22 protein-coding genes and 1 pseudogene are annotated in these 25,891 nt (G+C 65.7%); 14 read left to right on the top strand and 9 right to left on the bottom strand.

The window, feature by feature from the left end:
- Positions 1-87: 87 nt before the first annotated feature.
- On the bottom strand, positions 88-486 hold the full coding sequence (locus LZA78_RS16400) for a HipA N-terminal domain-containing protein (protein WP_233677995.1): 399 nt from the start codon (positions 484-486) through the stop codon (positions 88-90).
- A complete protein-coding gene (locus LZA78_RS16395; RefSeq protein ID WP_233677994.1) occupies positions 486-731 on the bottom strand; it encodes a helix-turn-helix domain-containing protein in 246 nt (81 codons plus the stop codon). Before LZA78_RS16395 ends, LZA78_RS16400 begins: the two co-directional genes overlap by 1 nt.
- A 403-nt stretch (positions 732-1,134) precedes the next feature.
- Between LZA78_RS16395 and LZA78_RS16390 the strand changes: the two genes are divergently transcribed.
- From LZA78_RS16390 to LZA78_RS16355, 8 genes and pseudogenes are all read left to right on the top strand, one after another.
- Positions 1,135-2,760: an MFS transporter gene (locus tag LZA78_RS16390; RefSeq protein WP_233677993.1), complete on the top strand. Its 1,626-nt coding sequence runs from the start codon at positions 1,135-1,137 to the stop codon at positions 2,758-2,760.
- Positions 2,761-3,219: 459 nt separating this feature from the next.
- Entirely contained in the window at positions 3,220-3,804 is a 585-nt protein-coding gene (locus LZA78_RS16385) for an ANTAR domain-containing response regulator (protein ID WP_233677992.1), read from the top strand.
- Positions 3,801-4,982: an ABC transporter substrate-binding protein gene (locus tag LZA78_RS16380; RefSeq protein ID WP_233677991.1), complete on the top strand. Its 1,182-nt coding sequence runs from the start codon at positions 3,801-3,803 to the stop codon at positions 4,980-4,982. The genes LZA78_RS16385 and LZA78_RS16380 overlap by 4 nt, the downstream gene beginning before the upstream one ends.
- Before the next feature lie 265 nt (positions 4,983-5,247).
- Positions 5,248-6,612, top strand: a complete 1,365-nt coding sequence (locus LZA78_RS16375) for a CmpA/NrtA family ABC transporter substrate-binding protein (protein ID WP_233677990.1) — start codon at positions 5,248-5,250, stop codon at positions 6,610-6,612.
- 60 nt (positions 6,613-6,672) lie between these two features.
- Entirely contained in the window at positions 6,673-7,764 is a 1,092-nt protein-coding gene (locus tag LZA78_RS16370; protein ID WP_233677989.1) for an ABC transporter permease, read from the top strand.
- A gap of 9 nt (positions 7,765-7,773) precedes the next feature.
- Positions 7,774-9,441, top strand: a complete 1,668-nt coding sequence (locus tag LZA78_RS16365; RefSeq protein WP_233677988.1) for an ABC transporter ATP-binding protein — start codon at positions 7,774-7,776, stop codon at positions 9,439-9,441.
- Positions 9,441-10,745: pseudogene (locus tag LZA78_RS16360) on the top strand (NAD(P)/FAD-dependent oxidoreductase); the annotation flags it as partial. The gene LZA78_RS16365 and the pseudogene LZA78_RS16360, both read left to right, overlap by 1 nt.
- A gap of 83 nt (positions 10,746-10,828) precedes the next feature.
- Positions 10,829-13,447 (top strand): nitrate reductase, encoded by a 2,619-nt coding sequence (locus LZA78_RS16355; RefSeq protein ID WP_233677987.1) that lies wholly within the window; start codon positions 10,829-10,831, stop codon positions 13,445-13,447.
- Between the two features lie 4 nt (positions 13,448-13,451).
- Here LZA78_RS16355 and fliP read toward each other — a convergent pair whose 3' ends face one another.
- From fliP to fliF, 4 genes are read right to left on the bottom strand one after another with little or no spacing between them, the layout of a single operon-like run.
- Positions 13,452-14,162, bottom strand: coding sequence for a flagellar type III secretion system pore protein FliP (gene fliP / locus LZA78_RS16350; RefSeq protein WP_233677986.1), 711 nt, complete (start codon positions 14,160-14,162; stop codon positions 13,452-13,454).
- A gap of 2 nt (positions 14,163-14,164) precedes the next feature.
- Complete coding sequence (locus LZA78_RS16345; RefSeq protein WP_233677985.1) at positions 14,165-14,437, bottom strand: FliM/FliN family flagellar motor switch protein; 273 nt, start codon at positions 14,435-14,437, stop codon at positions 14,165-14,167.
- A complete protein-coding gene (locus tag LZA78_RS16340; RefSeq protein WP_233677984.1) occupies positions 14,430-15,026 on the bottom strand; it encodes a FliH/SctL family protein in 597 nt (198 codons plus the stop codon). The genes LZA78_RS16345 and LZA78_RS16340 overlap by 8 nt, the downstream gene beginning before the upstream one ends.
- Positions 15,023-16,672 carry a flagellar basal-body MS-ring/collar protein FliF gene (gene fliF / locus LZA78_RS16335; protein WP_233677983.1) on the bottom strand — a complete coding sequence of 550 codons (1,650 nt, stop codon included), beginning with the start codon at positions 16,670-16,672 and terminating at the stop codon, positions 15,023-15,025. The genes LZA78_RS16340 and fliF overlap by 4 nt, the downstream gene beginning before the upstream one ends.
- Before the next feature lie 76 nt (positions 16,673-16,748).
- On the opposite strand from fliF, the gene LZA78_RS16330 reads away from it, so the two are divergent.
- The 6 genes from LZA78_RS16330 to LZA78_RS16305 all read left to right on the top strand — a co-directional run bounded on the left by LZA78_RS16330 (position 16,749) and on the right by LZA78_RS16305 (position 23,593).
- Positions 16,749-17,228, top strand: a complete 480-nt coding sequence (locus LZA78_RS16330; protein ID WP_233677982.1) for a flagellar basal body-associated FliL family protein — start codon at positions 16,749-16,751, stop codon at positions 17,226-17,228.
- 10 nt (positions 17,229-17,238) lie between these two features.
- Complete coding sequence (locus tag LZA78_RS16325; protein ID WP_233677981.1) at positions 17,239-17,595, top strand: hypothetical protein; 357 nt, start codon at positions 17,239-17,241, stop codon at positions 17,593-17,595.
- Positions 17,592-18,152, top strand: a complete 561-nt coding sequence (locus tag LZA78_RS16320) for a MotE family protein (protein ID WP_233677980.1) — start codon at positions 17,592-17,594, stop codon at positions 18,150-18,152. The genes LZA78_RS16325 and LZA78_RS16320 overlap by 4 nt, the downstream gene beginning before the upstream one ends.
- A 60-nt stretch (positions 18,153-18,212) precedes the next feature.
- Complete coding sequence (gene motA / locus LZA78_RS16315) at positions 18,213-19,082, top strand: flagellar motor stator protein MotA (protein ID WP_233677979.1); 870 nt, start codon at positions 18,213-18,215, stop codon at positions 19,080-19,082.
- Complete coding sequence (locus tag LZA78_RS16310; protein WP_233677978.1) at positions 19,079-21,214, top strand: hypothetical protein; 2,136 nt, start codon at positions 19,079-19,081, stop codon at positions 21,212-21,214. Before motA ends, LZA78_RS16310 begins: the two co-directional genes overlap by 4 nt.
- Before the next feature lie 66 nt (positions 21,215-21,280).
- The gene (locus LZA78_RS16305) at positions 21,281-23,593 is read left to right on the top strand and encodes a Tex family protein (RefSeq protein WP_233677977.1); all 2,313 of its coding nucleotides are present in this window, start codon (positions 21,281-21,283) and stop codon (positions 23,591-23,593) included.
- Here the strand turns inward: LZA78_RS16305 and cobS are convergent.
- From cobS to cobU, 3 genes are read right to left on the bottom strand one after another with little or no spacing between them, the layout of a single operon-like run.
- The gene (gene cobS, locus LZA78_RS16300) at positions 23,590-24,333 is read right to left on the bottom strand and encodes an adenosylcobinamide-GDP ribazoletransferase (protein ID WP_233677976.1); all 744 of its coding nucleotides are present in this window, start codon (positions 24,331-24,333) and stop codon (positions 23,590-23,592) included. The two genes, LZA78_RS16305 and cobS, sit on opposite strands and share 4 nt — an antisense overlap.
- Positions 24,330-25,334, bottom strand: coding sequence for a nicotinate-nucleotide--dimethylbenzimidazole phosphoribosyltransferase (gene cobT, locus LZA78_RS16295; RefSeq protein WP_233677975.1), 1,005 nt, complete (start codon positions 25,332-25,334; stop codon positions 24,330-24,332). Before cobT ends, cobS begins: the two co-directional genes overlap by 4 nt.
- Positions 25,334-25,837: a bifunctional adenosylcobinamide kinase/adenosylcobinamide-phosphate guanylyltransferase gene (gene cobU / locus LZA78_RS16290; RefSeq protein WP_233677974.1), complete on the bottom strand. Its 504-nt coding sequence runs from the start codon at positions 25,835-25,837 to the stop codon at positions 25,334-25,336. Before cobU ends, cobT begins: the two co-directional genes overlap by 1 nt.
- Positions 25,838-25,891: the final 54 nt, after the last annotated feature.

The raw sequence follows: 25,891 nt of genomic DNA, 5'->3' as shown, positions 1-25,891 counted from the left end.
ACGACAGACCCTCGAATATCGGCGCTTGCAGCACCACAAGCTCGCCGCATAACATCATCCCACAGACGAGGCCCGCTCTCCGCTAATCTACGCCACGAGTTGCGCCAAATGTTCTGACGACGGACAAAGCTTGCCAACCTCGGGCACATCGCCTGAAACGAATTGAAGCGCGCCCACACAGTCGCGCCCGATCTGCTCCAGAATGTGCCAAGCATCGGTCCCTCCCGCGCGCACCTGCGTTGCCACCCGCTCACGGATCGCCTGGTTGTCAGGCAGGAGGTTCTCCAGATAGGCGATGACCGGCGCGCCCTGGTGCGGCTCTTCACGCAGGGGCGGTGAGCGCGAGACGGGCATGGCGTACTCCCAAGCGAGCCAGTCCTGATCATAGGAAAAACTGATCGCGCCGGAGCTGGCAAGGCGTAGATAGCCCACTAGCCGTCCGTTCAGAAGCACCTGCATCGTTCCGCTTCGCCCTCGTCTGGTCATCAGAAGATATCCTCGATCTCGACCATGCTGCCGCGATCGACTACCCTGAACTCCAGTCCGAGCGCGGCCATTACGGCCAAGAGCGTCGCCAGCTTTGTGCCCGCATCGCCGTTTTCTAGCGACGAGATCGTCGCCACGCGCAGATTGGTGCGCGCGCTGATATCGCTCTGTGTCCAGCCTCGCGCCTTGCGCGCGCGTCGGATCGCTTCGCCGATCTGATCGGCTGTTCTGACGGAGAGGTCCATGATACGGTTCCTTTTACGGCAGAGCGTAAAAAAACATATTACGCTTCAACGTAAATATTGCTCGTTTACGCCACGGCGTAATTTTCAAAGCACCCGCGGCGGAGCGATTCAGACGCTAGATGACCTCGCGGGCCCCTGCCAACCTGCCATAAGGCCAGATATCCGCCTCACAAAGCGACTGGTCAACACGCAGTCTCGCTTTCAGCAGGCGAGTGCTCAATCAATTGCCTGCTCTGGATTGCTTAGTCGACATGATGCGCTTGCAATGTCGGTGGCGATGATGAGCGATCTTCCAAACCTTTGACAACTTGCCGCAGTCGCGCCCCTGTGCAATGCATAAACGCGAGTGGCGCGCGCATCATGCCATGGCGGCGCTGTCACAACCTTCCCGACAGGTCACGACATGCCCAACTCGGAACCGACACTCGCTGTCTTTCGCAACCAGACATTCCGCATGCTCTGGATCGCGACCCTCGCGTCGAATTTCGGAGGCCTGGTCCAGTCGGTGGGCGCCGCATGGATGATGACCGCACTCACCTCGTCACAAAGCATGGTGGCGCTGGTCCAAGCCTCGGTTACCCTTCCCATTATGGTTTTTTCGCTCGCGGCCGGCGTCTTTGCCGACAACTTCGACCGCCGCAAGATCATGATTGCCGCCCAGTCATTCATGCTCCTGGTCTCCGTCAGCCTTGCAGTTCTGGCTTATCAAGAGCTGCTGTCCGCCCCACTTCTCCTCGCGTTCACGTTTCTCATCGGCTGCGGAACTGCACTGCATAACCCGTCCTGGCAGGCGTCCGTTGGGGATATCGTTACGCGCGATGAGCTTCCGGCTGCGGTGTCTGTCAACAGCATGGGCTTCAATATGATGCGCAGCATCGGCCCGGCCGCAGGCGGGGTCATTATTGCGCTTGCAGGTGTGGCCGCCGCCTTCGCTGTGAATGCATTGAGCTATGTCGCGATCATCGCGGCGCTCTTCAACTGGCGGCCCACCCTTCCGCCCCGGCGCTTGCCACGCGAGCCCCTGGGGATCGCCTTCTCGGCAGGGCTGAGATACGTCGCGATGTCCCCGAACCTCACTCGCGTTATTTTGCGAGGCTTCCTCTTCGGCCTTTCCGCGATCGCGATCCAGGCGCTGCTGCCCCTCGTCGTTCGCGATCATCTCGCCGGCGATGCGATCATCTACGGTGCACTTCTCGGGTGCTTCGGCTTCGGCGCAGTCGTCGGTGCCCTCGGCAATGCTCGGCTCAGAGCCCAGTTCCGGAACGAACCCATTACCCGGATGGGCTTCCTAGGCTTTGCGACAAGTTCCACCATCCTCGCCCTGAGCGAAAATTTCGCGGTCTGTGCCGCCGCAATGCTTGCTGCCGGCGTCTGCTGGGTTGTCTCGCTATCGCTTTTCAATGTGACGATGCAGCTTTCAACTCCGCGATGGGTAGTCGGTCGTGTTCTCGCACTTTACCAAACCGGGGTTTTTGGCGGCATGGCAGGTGGGAGCTGGTTCTGGGGAACTCTGGCTGAAAAGACCGATCTGCGTTCGGCACTCCTAGTGGCTGCCGCAATGCTTGCGATGGGTGCCGCGGTCGGACTTCTTGCCCCCCTGCCCAACTCCGAACACCTCAACCTCGATCCACTGAACCGCTTCAAGGAACCCGATCTTCGTCTCGACCTGACGCAGCGCAGTGGACCAATCATGATCCTCGTCGATTACGACATTGCGCAAGAAGACGTGCCCACGTTCCTGCAACTCATGCACGAAAGGCGGCGCATCCGCATCCGGGACGGGGCGCAGCAATGGTCGCTGCTGCGGGATCTCGAAAACCCGGACATTTGGACCGAGGCCTACCATGTCCCGACCTGGGTCGAATACGTTCGTCACCACGAGCGGCGCACGCAAGCTGACGGCGGCGTCACGGATCGGCTTCTCGCCTTGCACAAGGGGAATGGTCCCGTGCGCGTACACCGCATGATCGAACGCCAGACGATCACTTTGGACGACGATACGCCCCTGAAATCCTCACATCCGTCGTGACGCCATCTAAGCCACCTTTCGACATTCGGCGGAACCGGCAGACAAGGCGATCATATCGAGCTCTAGATTGAGGCCGACGGCTCGAAACGGATCCGTCGGAGAGTCTGTCAGGCGAAATGCACCGCACAAAGATTGAAACGAAGTCGTTGGCCCCGTCCCATCTGTCTGCATCGGCATCAAGTCAGATGAACATAGCCAGACAGAGCGATCAGATGCCGATGCGATGAGACAGTTGGCAGTGCCGTCTCTCCGGATCGGCGGACGGTCTGCGCATGATTGGCAGCGAACCGCCGGATGGGGAAGGGGGGCGCGCGAATTTCAAGATGCCTATATTTTGCGCGCATCGGCGCAATTACAGGCATACTCATTCTTTGACGGGCGGGCGTCGGCACTAGCAACGGGGCGCAACTTGTCAAAGCCCGGCCCTTGCACGACCCAACTATCAAACAGAGGTGCCCCATGCCCCGACCGCTTTCCATTGTCGTTGTCGAGAAAGACCGTGAACGCGCCCTGATGATCGTCGATGGGCTGCGCGAGGCGGGCGAGCACGACGTCGTCGTGATCGGCGACGAAAGCAGCCTTGCGCGCCGCATCGCCGAGCGAAACCCCGACCTCGTCCTGATCGACCTCGCCTCGCCCTCGCGCGATATGCTTGAGGAACTGGCACTGGCGACCTCGCCGATGGATCGCCCGGTCGCGATGTTCGTTGATCGCACGGATGGCGGCATGACTCAGGCCGCGATCGATGCGGGCGTGTCGGCCTATGTGGTGGACGGGCTACGCCCCGAGCGGATCAAGCCTATTCTCGATGCCGCCATCGCGCGCTTCCAGATGGTGCAGAAGATGCGCGCCGAGTTGGCCGCGACGCGCCGCGCGCTGGAAGAGCGCAAGATCATCGATCGCGCCAAGGGGCTTTTGATGCGCGCCCGCAACGTGGGCGAGGACGAGGCCTATGCGCTGATGCGCAAGACGGCCATGGCGCAGGGCAAGAAAATCGCCGATGTGGCCCAGGCCCTGGTGACAGCGGCGGAGTTGCTCAAATGAATGTCATTCCGCTTCGCCTTGGCTATCTGCCGCTTGTCGATGCAGCGCCGCTGTTCATCGCGCAGGCCCTTGGTTTTGCCGAGCAGGAGGGCCTTGATCTGAGCCTGCACAGCGCGCCGTCATGGTCGGCGCTGCGCGACATGCTGGCAATGGGGATCGTGGATGGGGCGCAGATGCTGGCGCCGGTTCCGGTCGCGATGGCGCTTGGGTTGGGGGCCGCGCGGACAAGGTTCGACGCGCTGCAACTGCTCAATGCCAATGGCGACGTGATCGGCGTTTCTGAGCCCTTGGCCGAAAAGATGCGCGCCGAAGGGTTCGCCTTTGACTTTACCGATGCCTATTCGGCGGGCCGCGCGCTGCTGCAAGCTGCGGGGGGGCGGTTGCGTATCGGCGTGCCATTCCCCTTCTCGATGCATACCGAACTGGTGCATTACTGGCTTGAGAACCTCGGCCAGCCGCTGCCTGAGCTGCTTGAGATCCGCACCGTGCCGCCCGCGCTGATGCCGCAGGCGCTGGAGGCGGGCGAAATTGACGCTTTCGCGGTGGGCGAACCCTGGGGCTCGCACGCGGTCGAGCTTGGGGTGGGCACGTTGCTGCTGCCGGGGTCCGCGATCTGGTCCTTCGCGCCCGAGAAGGTTCTGGCGGTGCGACGTGGCTGGGCCGACGAAAACCCCGATCTTGCCGGGCGCATGATGCGCGCGGTCTGGCGTGCCTGTCGCTGGATCGGCGCGCCCGAGAACCGATTCCTTGTCTCCGACATCCTCTCGGCACCGGGGCGCCTGCCGATCTCGGCCGAAGTCATCGACCGCGCGGTCTCAGGGCGGCTGATCATCTCGCGCAGCGGCGAAGAACGCGAGGTGCCCAACCTTATCGAGTTCTTCGAGGGCGCGGCGACCTTCCCGTGGCGCAGCCAGGCCGCCTGGATCGGCGTGCGTCTGGCCGAGCGGCATGGGCTGGACCAGGCCTGGGCGGCGCGTGCCGCGGGCGAGGTGTTCCGCGCCGATCTCTACCGCCAGCACCTGCGCGATGCGGGTGCCGATCTGCCCGGCGCTTCGGAAAAGCTGGAGGGCGCGCTGGCCATGCCAACGCCCGTCGCCTCGGAGCGCGGCAGCATGATTCTGCCCGCCGATCGCTTCTTCGACCGCCGCGTTTTTGACCCCTCGGAGCTAGCACGATGAAAAATTCAGCAGTTTCGTGCGGTGTGTCGAGAAAGTTTTGCTGCGAGGCAGCATGGCTTTGATCCGACGTTGACGCTGCGCTGCGGCAGGCGGATAGTTAGATCAAAGCAGCGGGGCAACGATGTCCCAAAGCGAACAGATCCCCGACGCCGGGGATGCCGAACAAAGCCGTTCGATCAGGTCTTCCCCTCTCCTCCCGAGAAGACCGATTGAGCGGCTTTTTTCTTTTTCACCCACGACGGGCAAACAACACGACAGGGATGACATGAAACGTTTTGCTTCGCTCTTGCTGACCACCACCCTTCTCTCGACGCCCGCATGGGCCTTCGATGTCGAGAAGGACGAACTGACGCTTGGCTTCATCAAGCTGACCGATATGGCCCCGCTGGCGATCGCCAAGGAAAAGGGCTTCTTCGAGGATGAGGGCCTATACGTGACCCTCGAGGCCCAGTCGAACTGGAAGGTTCTGCTGGACCGCGTGATCTCGGGCGAGCTTGACGGCGCGCATATGCTGGCCGGCCAGCCGATCGCCGCGACCATCGGCTACGGCACCCAGGGCGACGTGATCACCCCCTTCTCGATGGACCTCAACGGCAACGGCATCACCGTCTCGAACGAGATCTGGGAGATGATGAAGCCCTATGTCGAGATGGGCGCTGACGGCAAGCCGGTGCACCCGATCTCGGCCGCCGCGCTCAAGCCGGTGATCGAGAAGTTCCGCGCCGAGGGCAAGCCCTTCAACATGGGCATGGTGTTCCCGGTCTCGACCCATAACTACGAGCTGCGCTACTGGCTGGCCGCGGGCGGCATCAACCCCGGCCTTTACAGCCCCGAGGATGTCTCGGGCCAGATCGGCGCGCATGCCCTGCTGTCCGTCACGCCGCCGCCGCAGATGCCCGCCACGCTCGAGGCTGGCACGATCTATGGCTATAGCGTGGGCGAGCCGTGGAACCAGGCCGCCGTGTTCAAGGGCATCGGCGTGCCGGTCGTGACCGACTACGAGATCTGGAAAAACAACCCCGAGAAGGTTTTCGGCATCACCGCCAAGTTCAACGACGAGAACCCCGAGACGGTGAAGGCGCTGACCCGCGCGCTGATCCGTGCTGCCGAGTGGCTGGATGCGGGCGGCAACGCCAACCGCACCGAGGCGGTCGAGATCCTCTCGCGTCCCGAATATGTCGGCGCCGACGCCGAGGTGATCGCGAACTCGATGACCGGCACCTTCGAGTATGAAAAGGGCGACAAGCGAGACGTTCCGGATTTCAACGTGTTCTTCCGCTACAACGCGACCTTCCCCTATTACTCGGACGCGGTCTGGTATCTGACCCAGATGCGTCGCTGGGGCCAGATCGCCGAGGCCAAGCCCGACGCGTGGTATGACGAAGCCGCCAAGAAGGTCTATCGCCCGGATATCTACCAGGAAGCCGCGCAGTCGCTGATCGATGACGGCATCATTCCGGCCGACCAGTTCGACTTCGATGAAGATGGCTACCGCGAGCCGACCCCGGCCGCCGACATCATCGACGGCGTCGCCTATGACGGTAAAGCACCCAATGCCTATCTCGACAGCCTCACGATCGGCCTGAAAGGCGCCGAGACCGTCGAAGGCGGCGAGGTCGTCTCCAACTAACTCAGGCGGGTGCCCTCCGGGGCGCCCCTCCCCAGAACTTCTCTCAGTCAGGACATGAAAATGACCGCCATTGACCCCATTGCCACCAACGCCGCCGAAGAGAAAGCGCGCGAAGTCCGCCGGGCCAAACGGTTTGCCCGGATCACCAAGCTTGACGGCTGGTTCAAGGTTCTGGGCCTGCCCTGGCTGACCCCGATCCTGCGCCTGGTCGCGGGCGACAACCCGCGCAACCAAGTCAAGGATGTCTGGCGCCTTCTGGGTGTGCCGGTCGTGGCCATCGTGGCCTTCCTTGCCGCCTGGTCGGCGCTGGCGCCGATGGTGCAGACCTCGTTGGGCGCCATTCCCGGCCCCTTGCAGGTCTGGGAGCAGGTCGGCGTCCTGCATCAGGATGCCATAGCAGAAAAACAAAAAGAGGCAGATTTCTACGCCCGTCAGGACGAACGCAACGCCCAACTGGTGGCCGATGGCAAGGCCGACAAGGTCAAGGTGCGCGCCTATACCGGCAAGCCCACCTATTACCAGCAGATCTGGACCTCGATCCAGACGGTGTTCTTCGGCTTCCTGATCGGCACCGCCGTGGCCGTTCCGCTGGGGATCGTCGCGGGTCTTTCGCCCACCGCCAATGCCGCGATCAACCCGCTGGTGCAGGTGTTCAAGCCGGTCTCGCCGCTGGCGTGGCTGCCGATCGTGACCATGGTCGTCTCGGCGGTCTATGTCGGCGGTGATGGCGCCTTCTCGAAAAGCTTCATCATCTCGGCCGTTACCGTGACGCTCTGCTCGCTCTGGCCGACGCTGATCAACACCTCTCTGGGTGTGGCCTCGATCGACAAGGATCTGGTGAACGTCTCGAAGGTGCTCAAGCTCAGCGCCTGGAAGAAGATCACCCGCCTCGTGCTGCCCTCGGCCCTGCCGCTGATCTTCACCGGTCTGCGTCTGTCGCTGGGCGTGGGTTGGATGGTGCTGATCGCCGCCGAGATGCTGGCGCAGAACCCGGGCCTTGGCAAATTCGTCTGGGACGAATTCCAGAACGGCTCCTCGCAGTCGCTGGCGCGGATCATGGTTGCTGTGTTCACCATCGGCATCATCGGCTTCCTGCTCGACCGCGTGATGTATGCGCTGCAGTCGCTCTTCACCTTCACGAACAACCGCTGAGGTGGCGCCATGTCCTTCCTCGAACTGAAGAACGTCTCGAAAAGCTACGGCGAGGGCGACAACGCCACCCATGTTCTCAAGAACATCTCGCTGAGCGTCGAAGAGGGTGAGTTCCTGGTGGTGCTCGGCTTCTCGGGCACCGGCAAGACCACGCTGATCAACCTGATCGCCGGGCTGGAACTGCCCAACCGCGGTGAAGTCATCTTCAAGGGCGCCCCGGTCACCGGCCCGGGCCCTGAGCGGGGGCTGGTGTTCCAGTCCTACGCGCTGATGCCCTGGCTGACGGTTGAAGGGAACATCGCGCTGGCCGTCGAGGCGGTGCATGGCAAGAAGACCAAGGAAGAGCGCGCCGTGATCGTGGCGAACTGCATCAAGATGGTGGGGCTGAGCCACGCCGTCGATCGCCGCCCGGCGGAACTGTCGGGCGGGATGCGCCAGCGGGTCGCCGTGGCCCGTGCGCTGGCGATGCAGCCCGAGGTTCTCCTGATGGACGAGCCGCTCTCGGCGCTCGACGCACTGACCCGCGCCAATGTCGCCGCCGAGATCGAGCAGATCTGGGAAGCCGACCGCCGCACCGCGATCCTGATCACCAACGACGTGGACGAGGCGCTGGTTCTGGCCGACCGCATCGTCTGCCTCAACCCCGATGGCACCCTGGGCGAGGTGTTCAAGGTCGATCTGCCGCGTCCGCGCGACCGCTCGGCGATGAACGAAGACCCGACCTTCATGCATCTGCGCGCCGCCGTCACCAGCTACCTGATGGACGTGGGCATCCAGGGCAAGACCGAGGAAACCCGCCGCCTGCCGAACGTCACGCCGCGCCATGCGATGGTGCCCAAGGCCTATGAGGAGGCCTCGGCCGCGCAAAGCTTTGCCGAAGAGCGCTACCTGCAATACTCGCAGCTGCACAAGATCTACGCGACGCCGAAAGGCCCGCTGACCGTGGTCGAGGACTTCAACCTGACCGTCAAGAAGGGCGAGTTCATCAGCCTGATCGGTCACTCGGGCTGCGGCAAATCCACCGTGCTGACGATGACGGCGGGCCTCAACTCGATCTCGAAAGGCGCGATCAAGCTTGACGGTATCCACGTCGAGGGGGCCGACCCCGAGCGTGCCGTTGTGTTCCAGTCGCCCAACCTCTTCCCCTGGCTGACCGCCAAGGAGAACGTGGCGATCGGTGTGGACAAGGTCTATCCCAAGGCCAGTCAGGCCGAGCGTCAGGAGGTTGTCGAATACTATCTCGAGCGCGTCGGTCTGGGCGACAGCATGGACAAGCCCGCCTCGGATATGTCGAACGGGATGCGCCAGCGCGTCGGCATCGCCCGCGCCTTCGCACTCTCGCCCAAACTTCTGCTGCTTGATGAGCCCTTCGGGATGCTCGACAGCCTGACGCGTTGGGAATTGCAGGAAGTGCTGATGGAAGTGTGGTCGCGCACCAACGTCACCGCCGTCTGCGTTACCCATGACGTGGACGAGGCGATCCTGCTGGCCGACCGCGTGGTGATGATGACCAACGGCCCCCGCGCCACCATCGGCAAGATCACCGAGGTCAACCTGCCGCGCCCGCGCACCCGCAAGGCGCTGCTCGATCACCCGGATTACTACCACTACCGCCAGGAAGTGCTCGATTTCCTCGAAGAATACGAACACGGCGCGCATAAGAAGGATGCCGCGTGATGGCGCAGAGGCTTGTCGTCATCGGAGCCGGAATGGCCTCGGGGCGGATGCTCGAACATCTGTTCGACGAAGCCCCGGGCGCCTATGAGGTCACGCTGTTCAACGCCGAGCCGCGCGGCAATTACAACCGCATCATGCTCTCGCCCGTGCTTGCGGGCGAGAAGACCTACGAAGAAATCGTCACCCATGATGACGCCTGGTATGAAGCGCAGGGCGTGACCTGTCGCTTCGGCGAGAAGGTCACCGCGATCGACCGCGCCGCCAAGGTGGTGATGGGCGAAAACGGGCCGGTTTCCTACGACAAGCTGGTGATCGCCACGGGCTCGACCCCGTTCATCATCCCGATGCCGGGGCACGATCTGAAAGGCGTGATCGCCTATCGCGACCTCGAAGACACCAATGCGATGATCGGCGCGGCTGCGCGCGGCGGCAAGGCCGTGGTGATCGGCGGCGGTCTTCTGGGACTTGAGGCGGCAGCCGGCCTGAAGATGCGCGGCATGGATGTGACCGTGGTGCATATTATGGGTCACCTGATGGAACGTCAGCTTGACCCCGCCGCGGGTGCCCTGCTGCGCCACGCGCTGGAGGATCGCGGCATCGAGGTTCTGTGCGAGGCGCAATCCGAGGCCATCCTGGGTGAAGACGGCCATGTGCGCGCGCTGAAGCTGCGCGACGGGCGCGAGCTGCCCTGCGAGATCCTTGTGATGGCGGTGGGCATTCGCCCCAATATCGCACTGGCGCAACAAGCGGGGCTTGCCTGCGGGCGCGGTATCCAGGTGGACGATGCGCTTGTCACCTGCGACCCGGATATCCTCGCGCTTGGGGAATGTATCGAGCATGACGGCCACATCTTCGGCCTCGTCGCTCCGCTTTACGATCAGGCCAAGGTGCTGGCCGCGACCCTGCGCGGCGAGGCGGCCGCCTATGTCACGCGCGAGGTTTCGACCAAGCTCAAGGTCACCGGCTGCGACCTCTTCTCGGCGGGCGATTTTGCCGAAGGGCCGGGGCGCGAGGACATCGTCTTCCGCGATCCGGGCCACGGCATCTACAAGCGGCTGATCCTTGAGGGTGAGCGCCTGATCGGCGCGGTGATGTATGGCGACACCATCGACAGCAACTGGTTCTTCAGCCTGATCAAGGAGCGCGCGGATATCTCGGCCATGCGCGACACGCTGATCTTCGGCCCCGGTTTTCAGGGTGGCGATACAGCGGACCCTCGGGTGGCCGTTGCAGCCTTGCCGCGTAGCGCGGTGGGCGGCGACGGCCTTCCCCAGACACAGATCGCCACAGCCGCGCCCGGCGGCTTTGCCCAAGCGTTCCTTCGGAGTGCCCAAAGATGAATATTCGCCCCGCCCGCGTTCGCCCTGCCCGAATGGATGCCGCGTCGATGACGCGCTCGACCTGCCCCTATTGCGGGGTTGGCTGCGGCGTGCTGATCGGGCGGGACGCAAGCGGGACGGTCGTGGTCAAGGGCGACCCCGAGCATCCGGCGAATTTCGGGCGCCTGTGCTCGAAAGGGACCGCACTGGCCGAGACGATCTCGCTCGATGATCGCCTGCTGGCGCCCCGGATCGACGGGCGCGAGGCGGAATGGGACGAGGCGCTGGATCTTGTGGCCGAGCGTTTCAGCGAGGTTATCGCAGATCACGGGCCAGACGCGGTGGCCTTCTACGTCTCGGGCCAATTGCTGACCGAGGATTACTACGTCGCCAACAAGCTGATGAAAGGCTTCATCGGGTCTGCGAATATCGACACGAATTCAAGGCTTTGCATGGCGTCGTCCGTCGCGGGGCATCGCCGTGCCTTCGGCACCGATACCGTGCCGGGCCTCTATGAGGATCTGGAAGAGGCCGACCTTGTGGTGCTGACGGGTTCGAACCTCGCTTGGTGCCACCCGGTGCTTTACCAGCGGCTGGTCGCGGCCAAGACCGCCCGCCCCGAGATGAAATTCGTCGTCATCGATCCGCGCCGCACCGCGACCTGCGACATTGCCGATCTGCACTTGCCCATCGCCTCGGGCGGGGATGCGGCGCTGTTCAACGCGCTACTGGCCGAGATCGAAACGCGCGGTGCCGTGGACCGCGCCTATCTGAATCACGTGAACGGCTTCGATGAGGCGCTGGCGGCCGCGCGGGCCTCGGACCCCGCGCTGAGCGGGCTGAGCGATGAACAGATCGCGGCCTTCTGCGATCTGTGGATCGGCACCGAAAAGGTCGTCACCGTCTATAGCCAAGGGATCAACCAAAGCTCCTCGGGAAGCGACAAGGTCAATGCGATCCTCAACTGCCATCTGGCGACCGGCCGCATCGGCAAGCCAGGGATGGGGCCGTTCTCGGTGACCGGTCAGCCCAACGCCATGGGCGGGCGCGAGGTTGGCGGGCTGGCCAATATGCTCGCCTGTCACATGGATATCGAGAACCCCGCCCATCGCGCTGCGGTGCAGGGCTTCTGGCAGGCGCCGACCATCGCCGACAAGCCGGGCCTAAAGGCGGTGGACATGTTCCGCGCCGTGGCTGAGGGCAAGATCAAGGCGATCTGGATCATTCACACCAACCCGGTCGTGTCGATGCCCGATGCCGATGCGGTGCGCGCTGCGCTTGAGGGCTGCGATTTCGTCGTGGTCAGCGATGTGACCGACCGGACGGATACCGCGAAGCTGGCGCATGTCCTGCTGCCCGCCACCGCTTGGGCCGAGAAGGAAGGGACCGTCACCAATTCGGATCGCACGATCAGCCGCCAGCGCCGCGTGCTTCCGGCGCCGGGGCAGGCGCGGCACGACTGGCGCACCCTGGCAGATGTGGCGTGCCGCATGGGCTGGGACGCGGAATTCAGCTGGACTCTGACCTCTGAAGTCTTCGCCGAATATGCGGCGCTTTCGGGCGTCGCCGGTGCGCAGGGCGTGGATTTCGATATCTCGGATCACGCTGCGATCACCCCGTCGGAATACGCGGGGCTTGCTCCATTCACCTGGCCGCTGGGGCCTGCAAAGAAGGGCGGCCGGTTCTTCGCGGACGGGCAGTTCCACACCCCCGATGGCAAGGCGCGGATGCTGCCCATCGTTCCGCGTGCGCCGCAAAGCGCGCCATCGGCGGACTACCCTTATCGTCTGAATACCGGCCGCACGCGGGACCAGTGGCACACGATGACGCGCACGTCCAAATCCGCGCGTTTGAACCAGCATCTTGGCGAACCCTATCTTGAGATCCACCCGCTTGACGCCGACGCGCTCGGGCTTGGCCCGGCGGATCTTGTCGAGGTGACCTCGCCCGAGGGACGCGCGGTGCTGCGCGTGCTGCTGTCCGACGCGGTTCGCCCCGGCGAGGTTTTCGCACCCATGCACTGGACGGCCGAGACCGCCTCGGCCGCGCGGATCGACGCGCTGGTCAAGGCAGTGACCGACCCGGTCTCGGGCCAGCCCGAAAGCAAGGCCTCGGTCGTTGCGCTGAAGCGGTTTGCCGCCAGCTGGTATGGCTTTGCCGTCAGCGGTCAGGATGAGCCCGCGCCCGACGCGCCCTATTGGACTCGGCTGCGGTCTTCAAGCGGCTGGCGGATGGAGCTTGCCGGGACCGAGGCGCCCGAGGATTGGGTGGCCTATGCGCGCGCCCTGTTCAACCTGCCGCAGGCCGAGGTCGCGACGGTGCTTGACCCCGCGCGGGGCGGGGCGCGGATCGCCTTCCACGAAGACGGCCGCCTGCTGGCCGCGCTGTTTGTAGGCCGCGAACCGATCGCGCTGGCGCGCACCCATATCGTCGCGCGGGTGGGGACCGAGAACGCGGCCTCCGTTCTCGCTGGCCGCCCAGGTGCCGATGCGCCCGATCCGGGGCCGACGGTCTGCGCCTGCCTGAACGTGGGGCTGAACCAGATCCGCGAAGCGATCGAGACAGGCCGCGCGCTGACCGTTCAGGCATTGGGCGAGGCGCTTGGCGCGGGCACCTCCTGCGGATCGTGCCGCCCCGAGCTGGCGGCCCTGATCACGCGCTTTCGCTTGCCCGAAGCGGCGGAGTAAGGCGTCAAAAATAGCTGCGCACCAGCGCATCCGAGATCAGCACCCAGCCGTTCGCGACGACGAAGAAGGCCAGTTTGAAGGGTAGCGCCACGACAGCGGGCGGCACCATCATCATGCCCATCGACATCAGGATCGCCGAAACCACGAGGTCGATGATCAGGAAGGGCAGGAAGACCAGAAAGCCGATCTCAAAGGCGCGGGTGATTTCCGACAGCATGAAGGCCGGGACCAGCATCGACAGCGGTGCGGCCTGCGCCTCGCCCTCAAAAGGCGCGCCCTCGCGCAGTTGCGCCAGCGAGCCGAGCGTCTCGAGGTCGGTGCGATGCGCCATGAATCCGCGAAACGGCGCGATCCCGCGTTCAAGCGCCGGGCCAAGCTCCAGCGTGCCCGCGATCAGTGGCTCGACCCCCTGGCGCCAGCTTTCCATGAAGACAGGCTCCATGATGAACCAGGTCAGGAACAGTGCGAGACTGACGATCAGCATGTTGGGCGGCGATTGCTGCAATCCCATCGCCTGCCGCAGGATCGACAGGACCGTCACGATGAAGGGAAAGCAGGTCACCATGATCGCCAGCCCCGGCGCGAGGCTAAGCAGCGTGATCGCCGAGATCAACAGGATCGAGCGTTGCGCGAGGCTCTCGCCGCCAAGCGACAGGCTGACTTCCTGCGCCGAGGCGGGGGATGCCAGCACCAGTAGAAGCAGCATCCACCGCATGGTCAGAGCCCGTTTTGCAGGTCGATGACCTCGGTCAGGCGCACGGCAAGCTGACCGCCCTCAGCCTCTGTCAACTCGCCCCGTGCGATCAGCTTGTCGCCCACAAACAGCTCGACCGGGTCTTCGACGCGGCGGTCGAGCGGCAGCACCGTTTCCCGCTTCATCCGCAGAAGGTCGCGGATCAGCGGCCGGGCGCGACCGACCGAGATCGTGATCTCGATCGGGACCTGAGTGAAGGGGTTTCCGGGGGAGTCGGGTGTGGCCGCATTATCCATGGGGGGCGTCCTCATGCTGGGTATTCAGGTAGGTGGCGACGGCTTCGCCAATCAGGGCGATGACGCCGTCGAGGTCGATCCGCGTCTCGGTCTCGCCCATCCGCAATTGCACCTGCCCACCGCTGAGCAGCGGGTCGGGCAGGAAGGTCAGGGGCAGGCCGGCGATGGTGCCGATGGCATCGCGCACATCGGGCAGGGCGTCGGGGTTCGCGTAGATCGTGATGGGCGCGGCCGCCTGCTCGGCCGCCAGCGGCATCAACTGTTCGGCCACGATCGGGGCGAGTGTCTGGCGCACGATCGCGGGCAAGACCTTCGCGGTCATGCCGGTGAGCAGGGGTTGCAGCGCTGCAAGCAGGTGCTGGCGTGCCTCTTGAAAGCCGAAGGCCATGTCTTGAAGGCTTTGCGCGATCTCGCCCAGGAATTTCGCGTGTTCCTTGTCCTGCGCGGCCGAGGCGTCATCCCAGCCCGCGGCATAACCCTTTTCAAAGGCCGAAAGGCGCAGCTCTTCCAGTTCAACCGGGCTCAGGGCGAATTGTTCCGGCGTGTCCTCAACGGGTTCGAAGGACTGAAGTGCGAGGCGCGAGGTCATCCGGTGTGCTCCTTGTCATCCATCCAGTTGCGCAGGATCTCGACCGTCTCGGTCTGCCGCTCTTCGATCAGGCGCTTGAGACGGGCCACCGGGTCTTCGGGCACGGCGTCGGGCGGCTCGCGCGTGATCGCCAGATCACGGCGCGTGACATCCTGCACCGGGCGGGCGTCGGCACCCGAAGTATCCTCATCGGCGATCTCGCCGGTCAGGGCCTGGGGCGCGGCATTACCTGCAAGCGCGGGCGGAACCTGCGCCACGGCCCGGCGCGGCTGCATCAGGATCGGGCGCAGGACGAACATGCCAAGGCCAAGAACCACCACCGCGAGAACCGCCAGCTGAACCGTCTGCATCGTATCCAACCCGCCCGCGAAGATCCCGCTTCCGGCCTCGGTTCCGGCCTCGGTCAGCGGCTCAAACGCCATCGAGCGCAGGGTGAGGACGTCGCCGCGCGCCTCGTCGAACCCCACCGCCGAGGCGACCAGCGCGCGCAGCGCCTCCAGCTCTTCATCGGGGCGGGGTTGCCATTGCGGGGTGCCGTTGCCATCGAGGGTTTCGATGCCATCGACCAGTACCGCCACGCTCAGCCGCCGGATGGCGCCGGGGCTGCGCAGCACCTCGCGCGTGGTTTCGGACACTTCGTAATTCGTGCGCTCGCGCGTCTCGGAGGCGTTGCTTTGCGACCGCCCGCCTGCCGCCGCGTCGCCCTCGGGCAGGTTCGAGGCCACGGTCACCGCGCCGCCCTTGCTGTCATTGGCGCTATTCGCGCGTTCCTCGGTATCGGTCGAGATGGCAACGCGCCCGTCAGGATCGAAGCGGCGCTCGGTGATCGCCTCGCGTTCGGTCACGGTTTCGACCGACAGCTCGACGACCGCATTGCCGTAACCCACGCGCGCTTCAAGCAGGCGCTCGACATTTCGCTTGAGTTCGGCCGCGCGATCCTCGCCGCCCTGCGCGGCGCTGTCTTCCTCTCCCGAGGCGATCAGTCCGCCCGCGCCGTCGATGACCGAGACATCCTCGGGTCGCATCCCGGCCACCGCCGAGGCGACGAGGTAGCGCAAGGCCTTGGCGTGCTGCGCCGACAGACCGCCTGTGGCGGTCTGGATCGTCACCGAAGCGGTCGGATGCAGATCCTTGCGGAAGGATTGCGCCGGGGGCGCTGCGATATGCACGCGGGCGACACGAATCGCGGGGTTCGACACGATGGTGCGGGCAAGCTCCCCTTCCTTCGCGCGCCAGTAGGCGGCGTCGAACATCTGCGAGGTGGTCCCGAAGCCCGAAAGCGAATCGAGCAGCTCATACCCCGCGCCGCCAGTTGCGGGCAGCCCCTCGGCGGCGAGGGTCATGCGCAGCTCGTCGCGCCGCGGTGCCTCGACATAGATCGAATCGCCGCGCACCTCATAGAGCGCGCCGCGTTGCTCAAGCGCGCTGACGATCTCGCCCGCCTGGGCGCCTTCGAGCCCCGCGTACAGCAGCGCCATCGCAGGTTTCGAGGCCATGGCAGACAGGCTTAGCACAGCCACGAAGACAAGGGCTGTAGCGCCGCCCACGATGAGGCGGCGGCGCGTGTCGAGGGCCTGCCAGACGGACAAGAGCTGTTGCAAGACGCACCTCCGCTGAGTGGGCTTCTGCCCGGTCGTCCTGAGCATCCTTCGGCGATTGCCCTTAATAATCGGTTAGTTGCTGCGGGGTTATAGCCGGGGAAGACACGACACGGGGTTTGCCATGGCCGAGACCGAGACCGCCGGGGAGGAAACCCCGAAGAAGAGATCGAAACTGCCGCTTCTGATCGGGCTTGTGCTGATGCTCGGGTTGGGGGGCGGGGCGTTCTACGCGGTCTATTCCGGCCTGATTCTCGGCGCGCCGCACGCGGCCGAGCCGCACGGCGATACGCCCGAGGCCCTGCCCGAGATCGCCTTCGTGCCGCTCGATCCGATGGTGGTGTCGCTCAGCGGAACCGCCGCGCGGCATCTGCGGTTCAGCGCGCAGTTGGAGGTGCCGCTGGCCTACGAGGCGGATGTCGAGCACCTCAAGCCGCGGGTGATGGATGTTCTGAACGGCTATCTGCGCGCGGTCGATGTGGCCGAGCTGGAAGACCCGAGCGCGTTGATCCGGCTGCGCGCGCAGATGCTGCGCCGGGTCCAGATCGTCGTGGGCGAGGGGCGGGTGCGCGACCTGCTCGTCATCGAATTCGTGCTGAACTGAGGAGGCCGTGATGGAAGTGATCTCGGATATGCTGCTGGGGCTCGCGGCGCTTGGGGCGGGGATCTACTGCATCGTCCTGTCGCGGCGGCTGCAACGCTTCAACCGGCTCGAATCGGGGATGGGGGGCGCCATCGCGGTGCTCTCGGCGCAGGTCGATGACATGACGCGGGCGCTGCAAAACGCGCAGGCGACGGCCTCGGCCTCGGCCGAACAGCTTTTGGCCCTGACCCTGCGCGCCGAACAGGGGGCCGAGCGGCTGGAGCTGATGCTGGCCTCGCTGCACGATCTGCCGGGTGCCGAGGGCGAGGGGCGCCGCCACCGCGTCCTGCGCCGTCGCACGCGCGGCGATCTGGAGGGCGCGGAATGACGGCCCGGCGGCGCGGCAGGGCGGCGCGCGGGGGGATGGCCTTCATCGCGCTCCTGTTTCTTGGGTCGGCGCTGATCCGGTTCGGGGTGGGCGTCGGCGCCGCCTTCGCACGCGCCCCCGCCGAGGCTGCGGCAGAGTGCCCGGCGGATGGCGGCACCATTGCGTTGCTGGCGGATTTGCAGGCGCGCGAGCATGGACTGATCGAGCGGGAGGGGCGTCTGGCGGATCGCGAAAAGGCTCAGGAATTGGCGCAGCAGGCGATCGAGGAGCGCCTGACTGATCTGATCGCCGCCGAAGAGAAGCTCGCGCGCACTGTCGCGATCGCCGATGGCGCCGCCGAGGGAGACGTCGCGCGGCTCATCACGCTCTACGAGAACATGAAACCGAAAGAGGCCGCGCCGCTGTTCGCCGAGATGGCGCCGGAATTCGCTGCGGGCTTCTTGGCACGGATGCGCCCCGACGCGGCGGCGGCGGTGCTGGCGGGGCTGGAGCCGAAGGCCGCCTACACGATCAGCGTCGTTCTGGCGGGGCGCAATGCCAATGCGCCGAAAAACTGACCGAGTCAGGCTTTTCTTAATCCTGCCGGGGCAGGATCGCGCAAAAGATGGAGTCCGCGCATGATCGGGATAATCGGCATTGTCATCATCTTTGCCATGGTGTTCGGCGGCTATGTCGCGGCCGGCGGCACGATGGGGATCATCCTCAAATCCCTGCCCTTCGAGATGATCATGATCGGAGGGGCGGCGGCGGGCTCATTCGTGCTGTCGAACGATACCGCCGCGATCAAGCACACGCTGAAATCGGTCGGCAAGGTCTTCAAGGGGCCGAAGTGGAAACCCTCGGACTACCGCGATCTGCTGTGTCTGTTGTTCGAGCTGATCCGGCTGGCGCGGCAAAACCCTGTCGCGGTGGAGGAGCATATCGAGGCGCCCGAGGCCTCGTCGATCTTCGGCCGCTATCCCAAGATCGCGCATGACCACGAGGCGGTCGATCTGATCTGCGACACGCTGCGCTCGGCCTCGATGAATTACGACGATCCGCATCAGGTCGAAGAGGTGCTCGAGAAGCAGCTTGAGGCGAATTACCACCACGCCATGCATTCGAGCCATGCGATGCAGTCGGTGGCCGATGCGATGCCCGCGCTTGGCATCGTCGCGGCGGTGCTGGGGGTGATCAAGACCATGGGCTCGATTGATCAGCCGCCCGAGATCCTGGGCAAGATGATCGGCGGCGCCTTGGTGGGCACCTTCCTAGGCGTGTTTCTGGCCTATGGGTTCATCGCGCCCTTCGCCACAAGGATCAAGGCGGTCATTGATGAGGACAGCCATTTTTACAAGCTGATCCGCGAGGTGCTGGTGGCCAATCTGCACAACCACGCCACCAATATCTGCATCGAGGTTGGACGCCAGAACACACCGCATCACATCCGCCCGAGCTTCTCGGAACTCGAAGATGCGCTGAAGGCCGTGAAGGCGGAGGCGGCATGATCCGCGCTATACTGATCGTGCTCGGGCTGGCTCTGACATCGCCCGCCGTGGCAGAGCCGGTGGCGGTGCGCTCGGGCGAACATGACGGGTTTACCCGGCTGGTGTTTCCCCTGCCGCAGGGCGTGGGCTGGGGCCTCGATCATGCTGACGGCGTCTATACGCTGCGCCCCGATGGACCGGTCGGTGGATATGATCTGAGCGCGGTCTTCCGGTTGATCCCGCGCAATCGCGTTGCCGAAGTGGCCGCGCTTCCCGGTGGGTCGGATGTGGCGATGACCGTGGCCGAAGGTGTGGAGGCCAAGGCTTTCGAGACCACGAGCGGTGCCGTCGTGATCGACTTTCGTGAGGCACCGTTCCCCGAGATCGCGCCCTCCCCGCCCCCGGTTCTGCCGCCCTATTCCGAACGATTTCAAGCTTTTGAAGCCCGCGGCAGGTCCGAATTGCCCGAACCCGTTCTGGCTTTGCCGCAACCAGATCGCCGCATCCGCGCTGCGGAAGAGGATCTGCTGCGCCAGATCGGGCGCGCGGCTGCTCAGGGGCTGATCCATGTCGATCCCGCGGCGATTACCTTGCCCGAGATACCTGTCGCGCCGCCTCAGCCAACGGCGGAGATCAACGACCACCTCGCGGTGCATTCCGAGACCGCATTCGACCGCGAGGGCGTGGGGCCGGTCGATCAGGCCATGGTGGCGGACTATGGCGAGACCTGCCTGCCGGACCGGTTGTTCGACGCCGCTTCCTGGCTGACTGATCGCCCCCCGGCCGAGCAGATCGCCACGGCGCGCAACGGGCTTCTAGGAGAGTTCGACAAGCCGCAGCTCGATCAGGTCGTGGCCCTCGCGCGGGTCTATGTCGCGCTTGGTTTCGGGGCCGAGGCGCGATTGCTTCTGCGCTCGCTTGCCGCGCCGAGCGACACGACGCGCGCGCTCGAATTCATGGCTTCGGTTGTCGAGGATCTGCCGCGCCCGGAGGGAAGCACGATCCTGACGATGGGAAATTGCGACGGTAAGGTCGCGCTTTGGGCACTGCTTGGCGCGCGCGGCACGCCGTCGCGGTGGGATTACGATCTGGGCGCGGTTCTGCGCGCCAATGCCGCTCTGCCCCCGGGTTTGCGCACCGTGATCGCGCAGCCGCTTGCCGACCGGCTGATCGCGCTTGGGGCCGAGGATGCTGCGCAGGCGGTGTGGAAGGCGCTTGAACGCGCCCCGGCTGAAACCGCGGCCTCACTCGGCCTGATCGGTGCACAGCTGGGCGCACTGCCCGAGAGCAAGCTGGCCGAGCTAATGCGCGGCAATCAGGAAAGCGCGGTCGATGCGCTGATCCTGTTTGTCGAGGGGCGCTTCGCGAGGGGAGAGGCGATTGACGACGGCACTATCTCGCAGGCCGAGGCACTGGCGGCCGAGCTGTTGCCCTCCGCCAAGGGCGTTGCGGTGTTGCGCGCGCAGATCCTTGGGCTCGGCTCGGTCGGCCGGTTTGATCCCGCCTTTGCCGCGCTTGCCGAGTGGCCCGAAGCTGCCGAGGAGGGGTTGCGGGCCACGACAAGTGCCGACCTGATCGGACAATTGGCCGATGTGCCCGACGATGCCCTTTTCCTGCGCGCCTTCTATGCGCAGCGCGCCATGATCAAGGCCGGCGAACTGCCGAAGGCCACGCGCTTGCACCTTGCCGAGAGGTTGCTCGATCAGGGGTTTGCCCCAGCGGCGCGGACAACTCTGGGCGCGCTTGGTCAGGGCGAAGAGGGGCGCCTGCTTCTTGCGCGCGCGGCGTTGCTTGAGGGGGATGGTCCGGCGGCGCTGGCGCATCTGGGGGCGCTCGACGGTGCGCAGGCAGCCGCGTTGCGCGCTCAGGCGGCGGCGTTGATGGGGCAATATGCGCTGGCGCGCAACGCTTTCCTTCAGGCGGGCGATACGGATGGTGCGCGCGCGTCCGCCTGGCGCAGCGCCAATTGGGATGCGGTGTCGCAAGAGGGCACCGAGGCGCAGCGAGACCTGCTGGTGCTCTATTCCGCCCCACCGGGCGCCGAGCATGGGCCGCTGGCGGCATCGCGCGCGCTGCTAGAACGCAGCCGTGCCGAGCGCGCGGCCTTCGCCACGCTGATGGACAGTTTCGCGGGTTCACCGGCGCGGCCCTGATCTGCCCCCTTGGCCCGGCTGCCGCCGCCCGCTAAGAAGGCTGCCCAGCCAGCCGGGAGGACAGCCTTGGAAACCGAACAGCGCATTGCCCAGACCATCGCCAAAGACATCGGCGCGCGCCCCGAGCAGGTCCGCGCCGCGACCGCCCTGCTGGACGAAGGCGCGACGGTTCCTTTCGTCGCGCGCTATCGCAAGGAAGCGACCGGCGGCCTCGACGATACGCAACTGCGCCTGCTGGCTGAGCGCCTCGCCTATCTGCGCGAGATGGAGGCGCGGCGCGCGGCGATCCTCAAGTCGATCGCCGAGCAGGACAAGCTGACCGACGATCTCGCGCGCCAGATCCAGCAGGCCGAGACCAAGGCGGCGCTGGAAGATATCTACCTGCCCTACAAGCCCAAGCGCCGCACCAAGGCGATGATTGCGCGGGAAAACGGGCTTGGGCCGCTGGTCGAGGCGATCCTCTCTGACCGCGCGGCGGACCCCGAGGCGCTGGCGGCGGGCTATCTGTCCGAGGCGGTGCCCACGGTCAAGGACGCCCTGACCGGTGCGCGCGATATCGTGGCCGAGGGCCTGACAGAGAACGCCACCCTTCTGGGTAATCTGCGGGCCTTCCTGCAAAAAGAGGCCCTGCTGACGGCCAAGGTCATTGCCGGGCAGGAAGACAAGGGCGCCAAATTCTCGGATTATTTCGATCATCGCGAGCGGTGGGCCGATGTGCCCTCGCACCGTGCGCTGGCGATGTTGCGGGCCTCGAACGAAGGGGTCGTGACGCTGGACATCGCGCCCGACGAAGAGGGCGTCGCGCGGGCCGAGGCGATGGTGGCGGCGGCGCTTGAGGCGCGCGGCGGCGGCAAGGCCGATGTCTGGTTGCGGGCCGCGGCGGGCTGGACCTGGCGGGTCAAGCTGAGCCTGTCGATGATGCTTGATCTTCTGGGCGATCTGCGCGGCCGCGCGCAGGATGAGGCGATCCAGGTCTTCGCCCGCAACCTCAAGGATCTGCTGTTGGCGGCCCCGGCGGGGGCGCGCCCGACGCTTGGCCTAGACCCCGGAATCCGCACGGGCGTCAAGGTCGCCGTGGTCGATGCGACCGGCAAGGTGGTCGAGACGACGACGGTCTATCCGTTCCAGCCCAAGAACGATCTGCGCGGCGCACAGGCGGCGCTGATGACACTGATCGCGCGCCACGGGGTCGAGCTGATCGCCATCGGCAACGGCACAGCCAGCCGCGAGACCGAGCGCATGGTCGCCGATATGATCCGCGCGCTGCCGGCCAGCGTCAAGGCGCCGACCAAGGTGGTGGTGTCCGAGGCCGGGGCCTCGGTCTATTCGGCCTCGGAACTGGCGGCGCGCGAGTTCCCCGATCTGGACGTGAGCCTGCGCGGCGCCGTGTCGATCGCGCGACGCTTGCAAGACCCGCTGGCGGAACTGGTGAAGATCGAGCCGAAGTCGATCGGCGTCGGCCAGTATCAGCATGACGTCGATCAGCACCGGCTGGGCCGCTCGCTTGAGGCCGTGGTCGAGGACGCGGTGAACGCGGTGGGGGTTGACCTCAACACCGCCTCGGCGCCGCTTCTGGCGCATGTCTCGGGCCTTGGACCGGGGCTGGCCGAGGCCATCGTGGCGCATCGCGACGCAAACGGCGCCTTTGCCGCACGGCGCGATCTGCTGAAGGTCGCGCGCCTTGGCCCCCGCGCCTTCGAGCAATGTGCGGGCTTCCTGCGCATCCGCGACGGGGCCGAGCCGCTTGATGCCTCGGCCGTTCACCCCGAGGCCTATGACGTCGCGCGCCGCATCGTGAAGGCCTGCGGGCGCGACATCCGCGCGCTGATGGGTGACAGTGCGACGCTCAAACGCCTGCGCGCCGAGGATTTCGTCGATGCAAGCTTTGGCCTGCCGACCGTGCGTGACATTCTGTCCGAACTGGAAAAACCCGGCCGCGACCCGCGCCCGAGCTTTGTCACCGCGACCTTCACCGATGGCGTCGAAGAGATCACCGATCTCAAGCCGGGCATGGTGCTGGAAGGCACCGTGACGAATGTCGCGGCCTTCGGCGCCTTCGTCGATATCGGCGTGCATCAGGACGGGCTGGTTCATGTCAGCCAGCTGGCCGACCGTTTCATCAAGGACCCGCATGAGGTGGTGAAGGCGGGCGATGTGGTGAAGGTGCGCGTGACCGAGGTGGACGTGCCGCGCAAGCGCATCGGCCTGACCATGCGCAAGGATGGCGGCACCAGCGCCAAGGAGGACCGCGCCGCGCGCGATGCCAACAAGGGCGCGCCCAAGGGCAAGGCTCCGCGCGGGCCGATGCAGGCCGGTCCGAAGGGTGGCGATACCGGCGCGTTTGGCGCGGCGCTGCTCGATGCGTTGAAAAAGCGCTAGGCGCGGGCGGCGAGGGTCAGCAGGGCGCCGATCTCGGCGAGTTGCTGGGCGGTGCCCAGAACGTCTCCTGTCTGCCCGCCGATCTTGCGCCGGGAAAGGACGGCGAGGCCAAGGCTGAGCACGATTTGCACGGCGATGGCCGCGCCCATGCCGGGAACTGCCATCGCGGGTAGCCCCGCGATCACGGCGGCGAGGATCGCCGCGCGACCGGTCACTCCGCTGGCTGCACGGCCAAGCCCGTCACTGCGCGCGGGCGGCATCGCCGCCAACAGCGCAGCAGAGGCCACGCGGCTGGTCATCGCAACAGCGATAATCGCAAGCCAAGGGTGGGCGGTGGATGCCAGCAGGCTCAGCGCCTGCCAGCGCAGCCCGACCGACAAGATCAGGCCGAGCGTGCCATAGGAACCGATACGCGAGTCGCGCATGATCTCCAGCCGTCGGGCGGGGTCATGGCCGCCCCAGAACCCGTCGCAGACATCGGCCAGCCCGTCTTCATGCAGTGCGCCGGTCGCGGCGATCTGCGCCGCCAGCGCAAGGCCAGCGGCCAGAATGGGCGGCAGCCCAAGCGCCATCGCGCCACTTATAACAACCGCAGCAATCGCGCCCACCGCCAGGCCGGCCAGCGGAAAGGCCCAGGCACTGGCGCCCATCAAAGGCGCGGGCTCGGGCAGGCGTCCGGCGGGCAGCCGCGTGAGCAGCATCACCGCCAGTTGCACCTGTCCAAGCGCTGCACGGATCATGCCTCCGAGACCCCCGCCTCGCCGAAGGTGGCCATGCCGTTGTGGCACTCCAGCGCCGCGCGCAGGATGCCGAGCGCCAGCGCCGCGCCCGAGCCCTCGCCAAGGCGCATGTCGAACTCAACGATGGCTTTCTTGTCGATGGCGGCCAGCAGGCGGCGGTGGCCCGGCTCGGCCGAAGCGTGGCCGACCACGCAGTGATCGAGCAGGCGCGGATCGGCGGCATGCAGGGTCGCCGCGGCGGCGGTGCAGATGAAGCCGTCAAGGATCACCGGGATGCGCGCGGCGCGCGCGGCCAGCACCGCACCACAGATCGCCGCCTGCTCGCGCCCGCCAAGGGCGGCCAGCGTCGTCATCGCATCCTGACCGCCATGCAGTGCAAGGCCCTTCTCGATGGCGACGACCTTGCGGCGAAGCCCTTCGGCGTCCGAGCCGGTGCCCGGCCCGACCCATTCGGCAGGCGTTGCATCAAACAGCGCCGAGGACAGCGCCGCCGCGATGGTCGAGTTGCCGATGCCCATCTCGCCCAGGATCAGCACATCGGCGCTGATGTCCACGGCCGCCGCGCCCCGGTTCATCGCGTCGAGCGTCTCGGCCTCGGTCATCGCGGGGCCGGTGGTGAAATCGGCGGTGGGATTGTCCAGATCGAGTGCGACCACGCTCAGATCGGCGCGATTCGCCCGGCAGAGCTGGTTGATCGCCGCGCCGCCATGCTCGAAATTCGCCACCATCTGCGCGGTCACGGCCTGCGGGTAGGGGTTCACGCCCTGCGCGCAGATGCCATGGTTGCCCGCAAAGACCAGCGCCTGCGCCTTGGCGATTACCGGGCGCTCGGTGCCGCGCCATTCGGCCATGAACAGCGCCAGATCTTCCAGTCGGCCAAGCGATCCCGGGGGTTTGGTCAGGCTGTTTTGCCGTGCAAGGGCCGCGGCGCGGGCGGCGGCGTCACCGGCGGGCAGGGTGTTTGCCAGGGCGGGGATCTGGGACAGGGACTCGAAGCGCATCACTTTACTTTCAGTGGCAGGCCCGCGACGGCAAGCGTGACTTCGTCCGCCACTGCCGCGACCCATTGGTTAAGAAGACCCGCGGCATCGCGGAAGTCTCGGGCTAGCTTGTTTTCGGGCACGATCCCGGCGCCGATTTCATTGGTGACCAGAACCACGGGGCTGGCTTGTCGGGGCAGGGCCGCGATCAGTTCGCGCCCCGCCGATTGCCAGTCATGGCCCCCCAGCATCAGGTTTGTCAGCCACAGTGTCAGACAATCGACCAGTCGCGGCTGGCCCTCGGTCATGTTAAGCGCGCCGACAAGATCGAGCGGTTCGGCATGGGTCACCCATTCCGCGCCGCGCCGTTCCTGATGCGTCGCGATGCGTTTTTCCATTTCTGTATCAAAGGCTTGGGCGGTCGCAATATAGCTGGCCGGGCGCCCGAATGCGAGCGTCCGCTCCTCTGCGATACGGCTTTTGCCCGAGCGGGCGCCGCCAGTGACCAGAATGATGCGAGTCATCGTGCCTCTTGTTCCTTGCGCGCTGACAAAGCAGAAACGGCGCTAAGACGAAAG

Origin of the sequence: Rhodobacter flavimaris (assembly GCF_021378075.1) — a bacterium.
Taxonomy (GTDB): Bacteria; Pseudomonadota; Alphaproteobacteria; order Rhodobacterales; family Rhodobacteraceae; genus Rhodobacter; species Rhodobacter flavimaris.
Note: the sequence above shows the minus strand (reverse complement) of the source record. Positions and strands in the feature narration are given on the sequence as shown.

What these genes read in the sequence shown, in the direction of transcription:
- fliP (WP_233677986.1), bottom strand. Translation starts at nt 14,162, where the DNA reads ATGCGGTGGATGCTGCTTCTACTGGTGCTGGCATCCCCCGCCTCGGCG.
- cobS (WP_233677976.1), bottom strand. Translation starts at nt 24,333, where the DNA reads ATGATCCGTGCAGCGCTTGGACAGGTGCAACTGGCGGTGATGCTGCTC.
- LZA78_RS16370 (WP_233677989.1), top strand. Translation starts at nt 6,673, where the DNA reads ATGACCGCCATTGACCCCATTGCCACCAACGCCGCCGAAGAGAAAGCG.
- LZA78_RS16340 (WP_233677984.1), bottom strand. Translation starts at nt 15,026, where the DNA reads ATGACCTCGCGCCTCGCACTTCAGTCCTTCGAACCCGTTGAGGACACG.
- LZA78_RS16345 (WP_233677985.1), bottom strand. Translation starts at nt 14,437, where the DNA reads ATGGATAATGCGGCCACACCCGACTCCCCCGGAAACCCCTTCACTCAG.
- LZA78_RS16385 (WP_233677992.1), top strand. Translation starts at nt 3,220, where the DNA reads ATGCCCCGACCGCTTTCCATTGTCGTTGTCGAGAAAGACCGTGAACGC.
- LZA78_RS16375 (WP_233677990.1), top strand. Translation starts at nt 5,248, where the DNA reads ATGAAACGTTTTGCTTCGCTCTTGCTGACCACCACCCTTCTCTCGACG.
- LZA78_RS16330 (WP_233677982.1), top strand. Translation starts at nt 16,749, where the DNA reads ATGGCCGAGACCGAGACCGCCGGGGAGGAAACCCCGAAGAAGAGATCG.
- cobT (WP_233677975.1), bottom strand. Translation starts at nt 25,334, where the DNA reads ATGCGCTTCGAGTCCCTGTCCCAGATCCCCGCCCTGGCAAACACCCTG.
- LZA78_RS16325 (WP_233677981.1), top strand. Translation starts at nt 17,239, where the DNA reads ATGGAAGTGATCTCGGATATGCTGCTGGGGCTCGCGGCGCTTGGGGCG.
- LZA78_RS16395 (WP_233677994.1), bottom strand. Translation starts at nt 731, where the DNA reads ATGGACCTCTCCGTCAGAACAGCCGATCAGATCGGCGAAGCGATCCGA.
- LZA78_RS16310 (WP_233677978.1), top strand. Translation starts at nt 19,079, where the DNA reads ATGATCCGCGCTATACTGATCGTGCTCGGGCTGGCTCTGACATCGCCC.
- motA (WP_233677979.1), top strand. Translation starts at nt 18,213, where the DNA reads ATGATCGGGATAATCGGCATTGTCATCATCTTTGCCATGGTGTTCGGC.
- LZA78_RS16390 (WP_233677993.1), top strand. Translation starts at nt 1,135, where the DNA reads ATGCCCAACTCGGAACCGACACTCGCTGTCTTTCGCAACCAGACATTC.
- LZA78_RS16320 (WP_233677980.1), top strand. Translation starts at nt 17,592, where the DNA reads ATGACGGCCCGGCGGCGCGGCAGGGCGGCGCGCGGGGGGATGGCCTTC.
- LZA78_RS16365 (WP_233677988.1), top strand. Translation starts at nt 7,774, where the DNA reads ATGTCCTTCCTCGAACTGAAGAACGTCTCGAAAAGCTACGGCGAGGGC.
- LZA78_RS16380 (WP_233677991.1), top strand. Translation starts at nt 3,801, where the DNA reads ATGAATGTCATTCCGCTTCGCCTTGGCTATCTGCCGCTTGTCGATGCA.
- LZA78_RS16400 (WP_233677995.1), bottom strand. Translation starts at nt 486, where the DNA reads ATGACCAGACGAGGGCGAAGCGGAACGATGCAGGTGCTTCTGAACGGA.
- fliF (WP_233677983.1), bottom strand. Translation starts at nt 16,672, where the DNA reads ATGCTCAGGACGACCGGGCAGAAGCCCACTCAGCGGAGGTGCGTCTTG.
- cobU (WP_233677974.1), bottom strand. Translation starts at nt 25,837, where the DNA reads ATGACTCGCATCATTCTGGTCACTGGCGGCGCCCGCTCGGGCAAAAGC.
- LZA78_RS16355 (WP_233677987.1), top strand. Translation starts at nt 10,829, where the DNA reads ATGACGCGCTCGACCTGCCCCTATTGCGGGGTTGGCTGCGGCGTGCTG.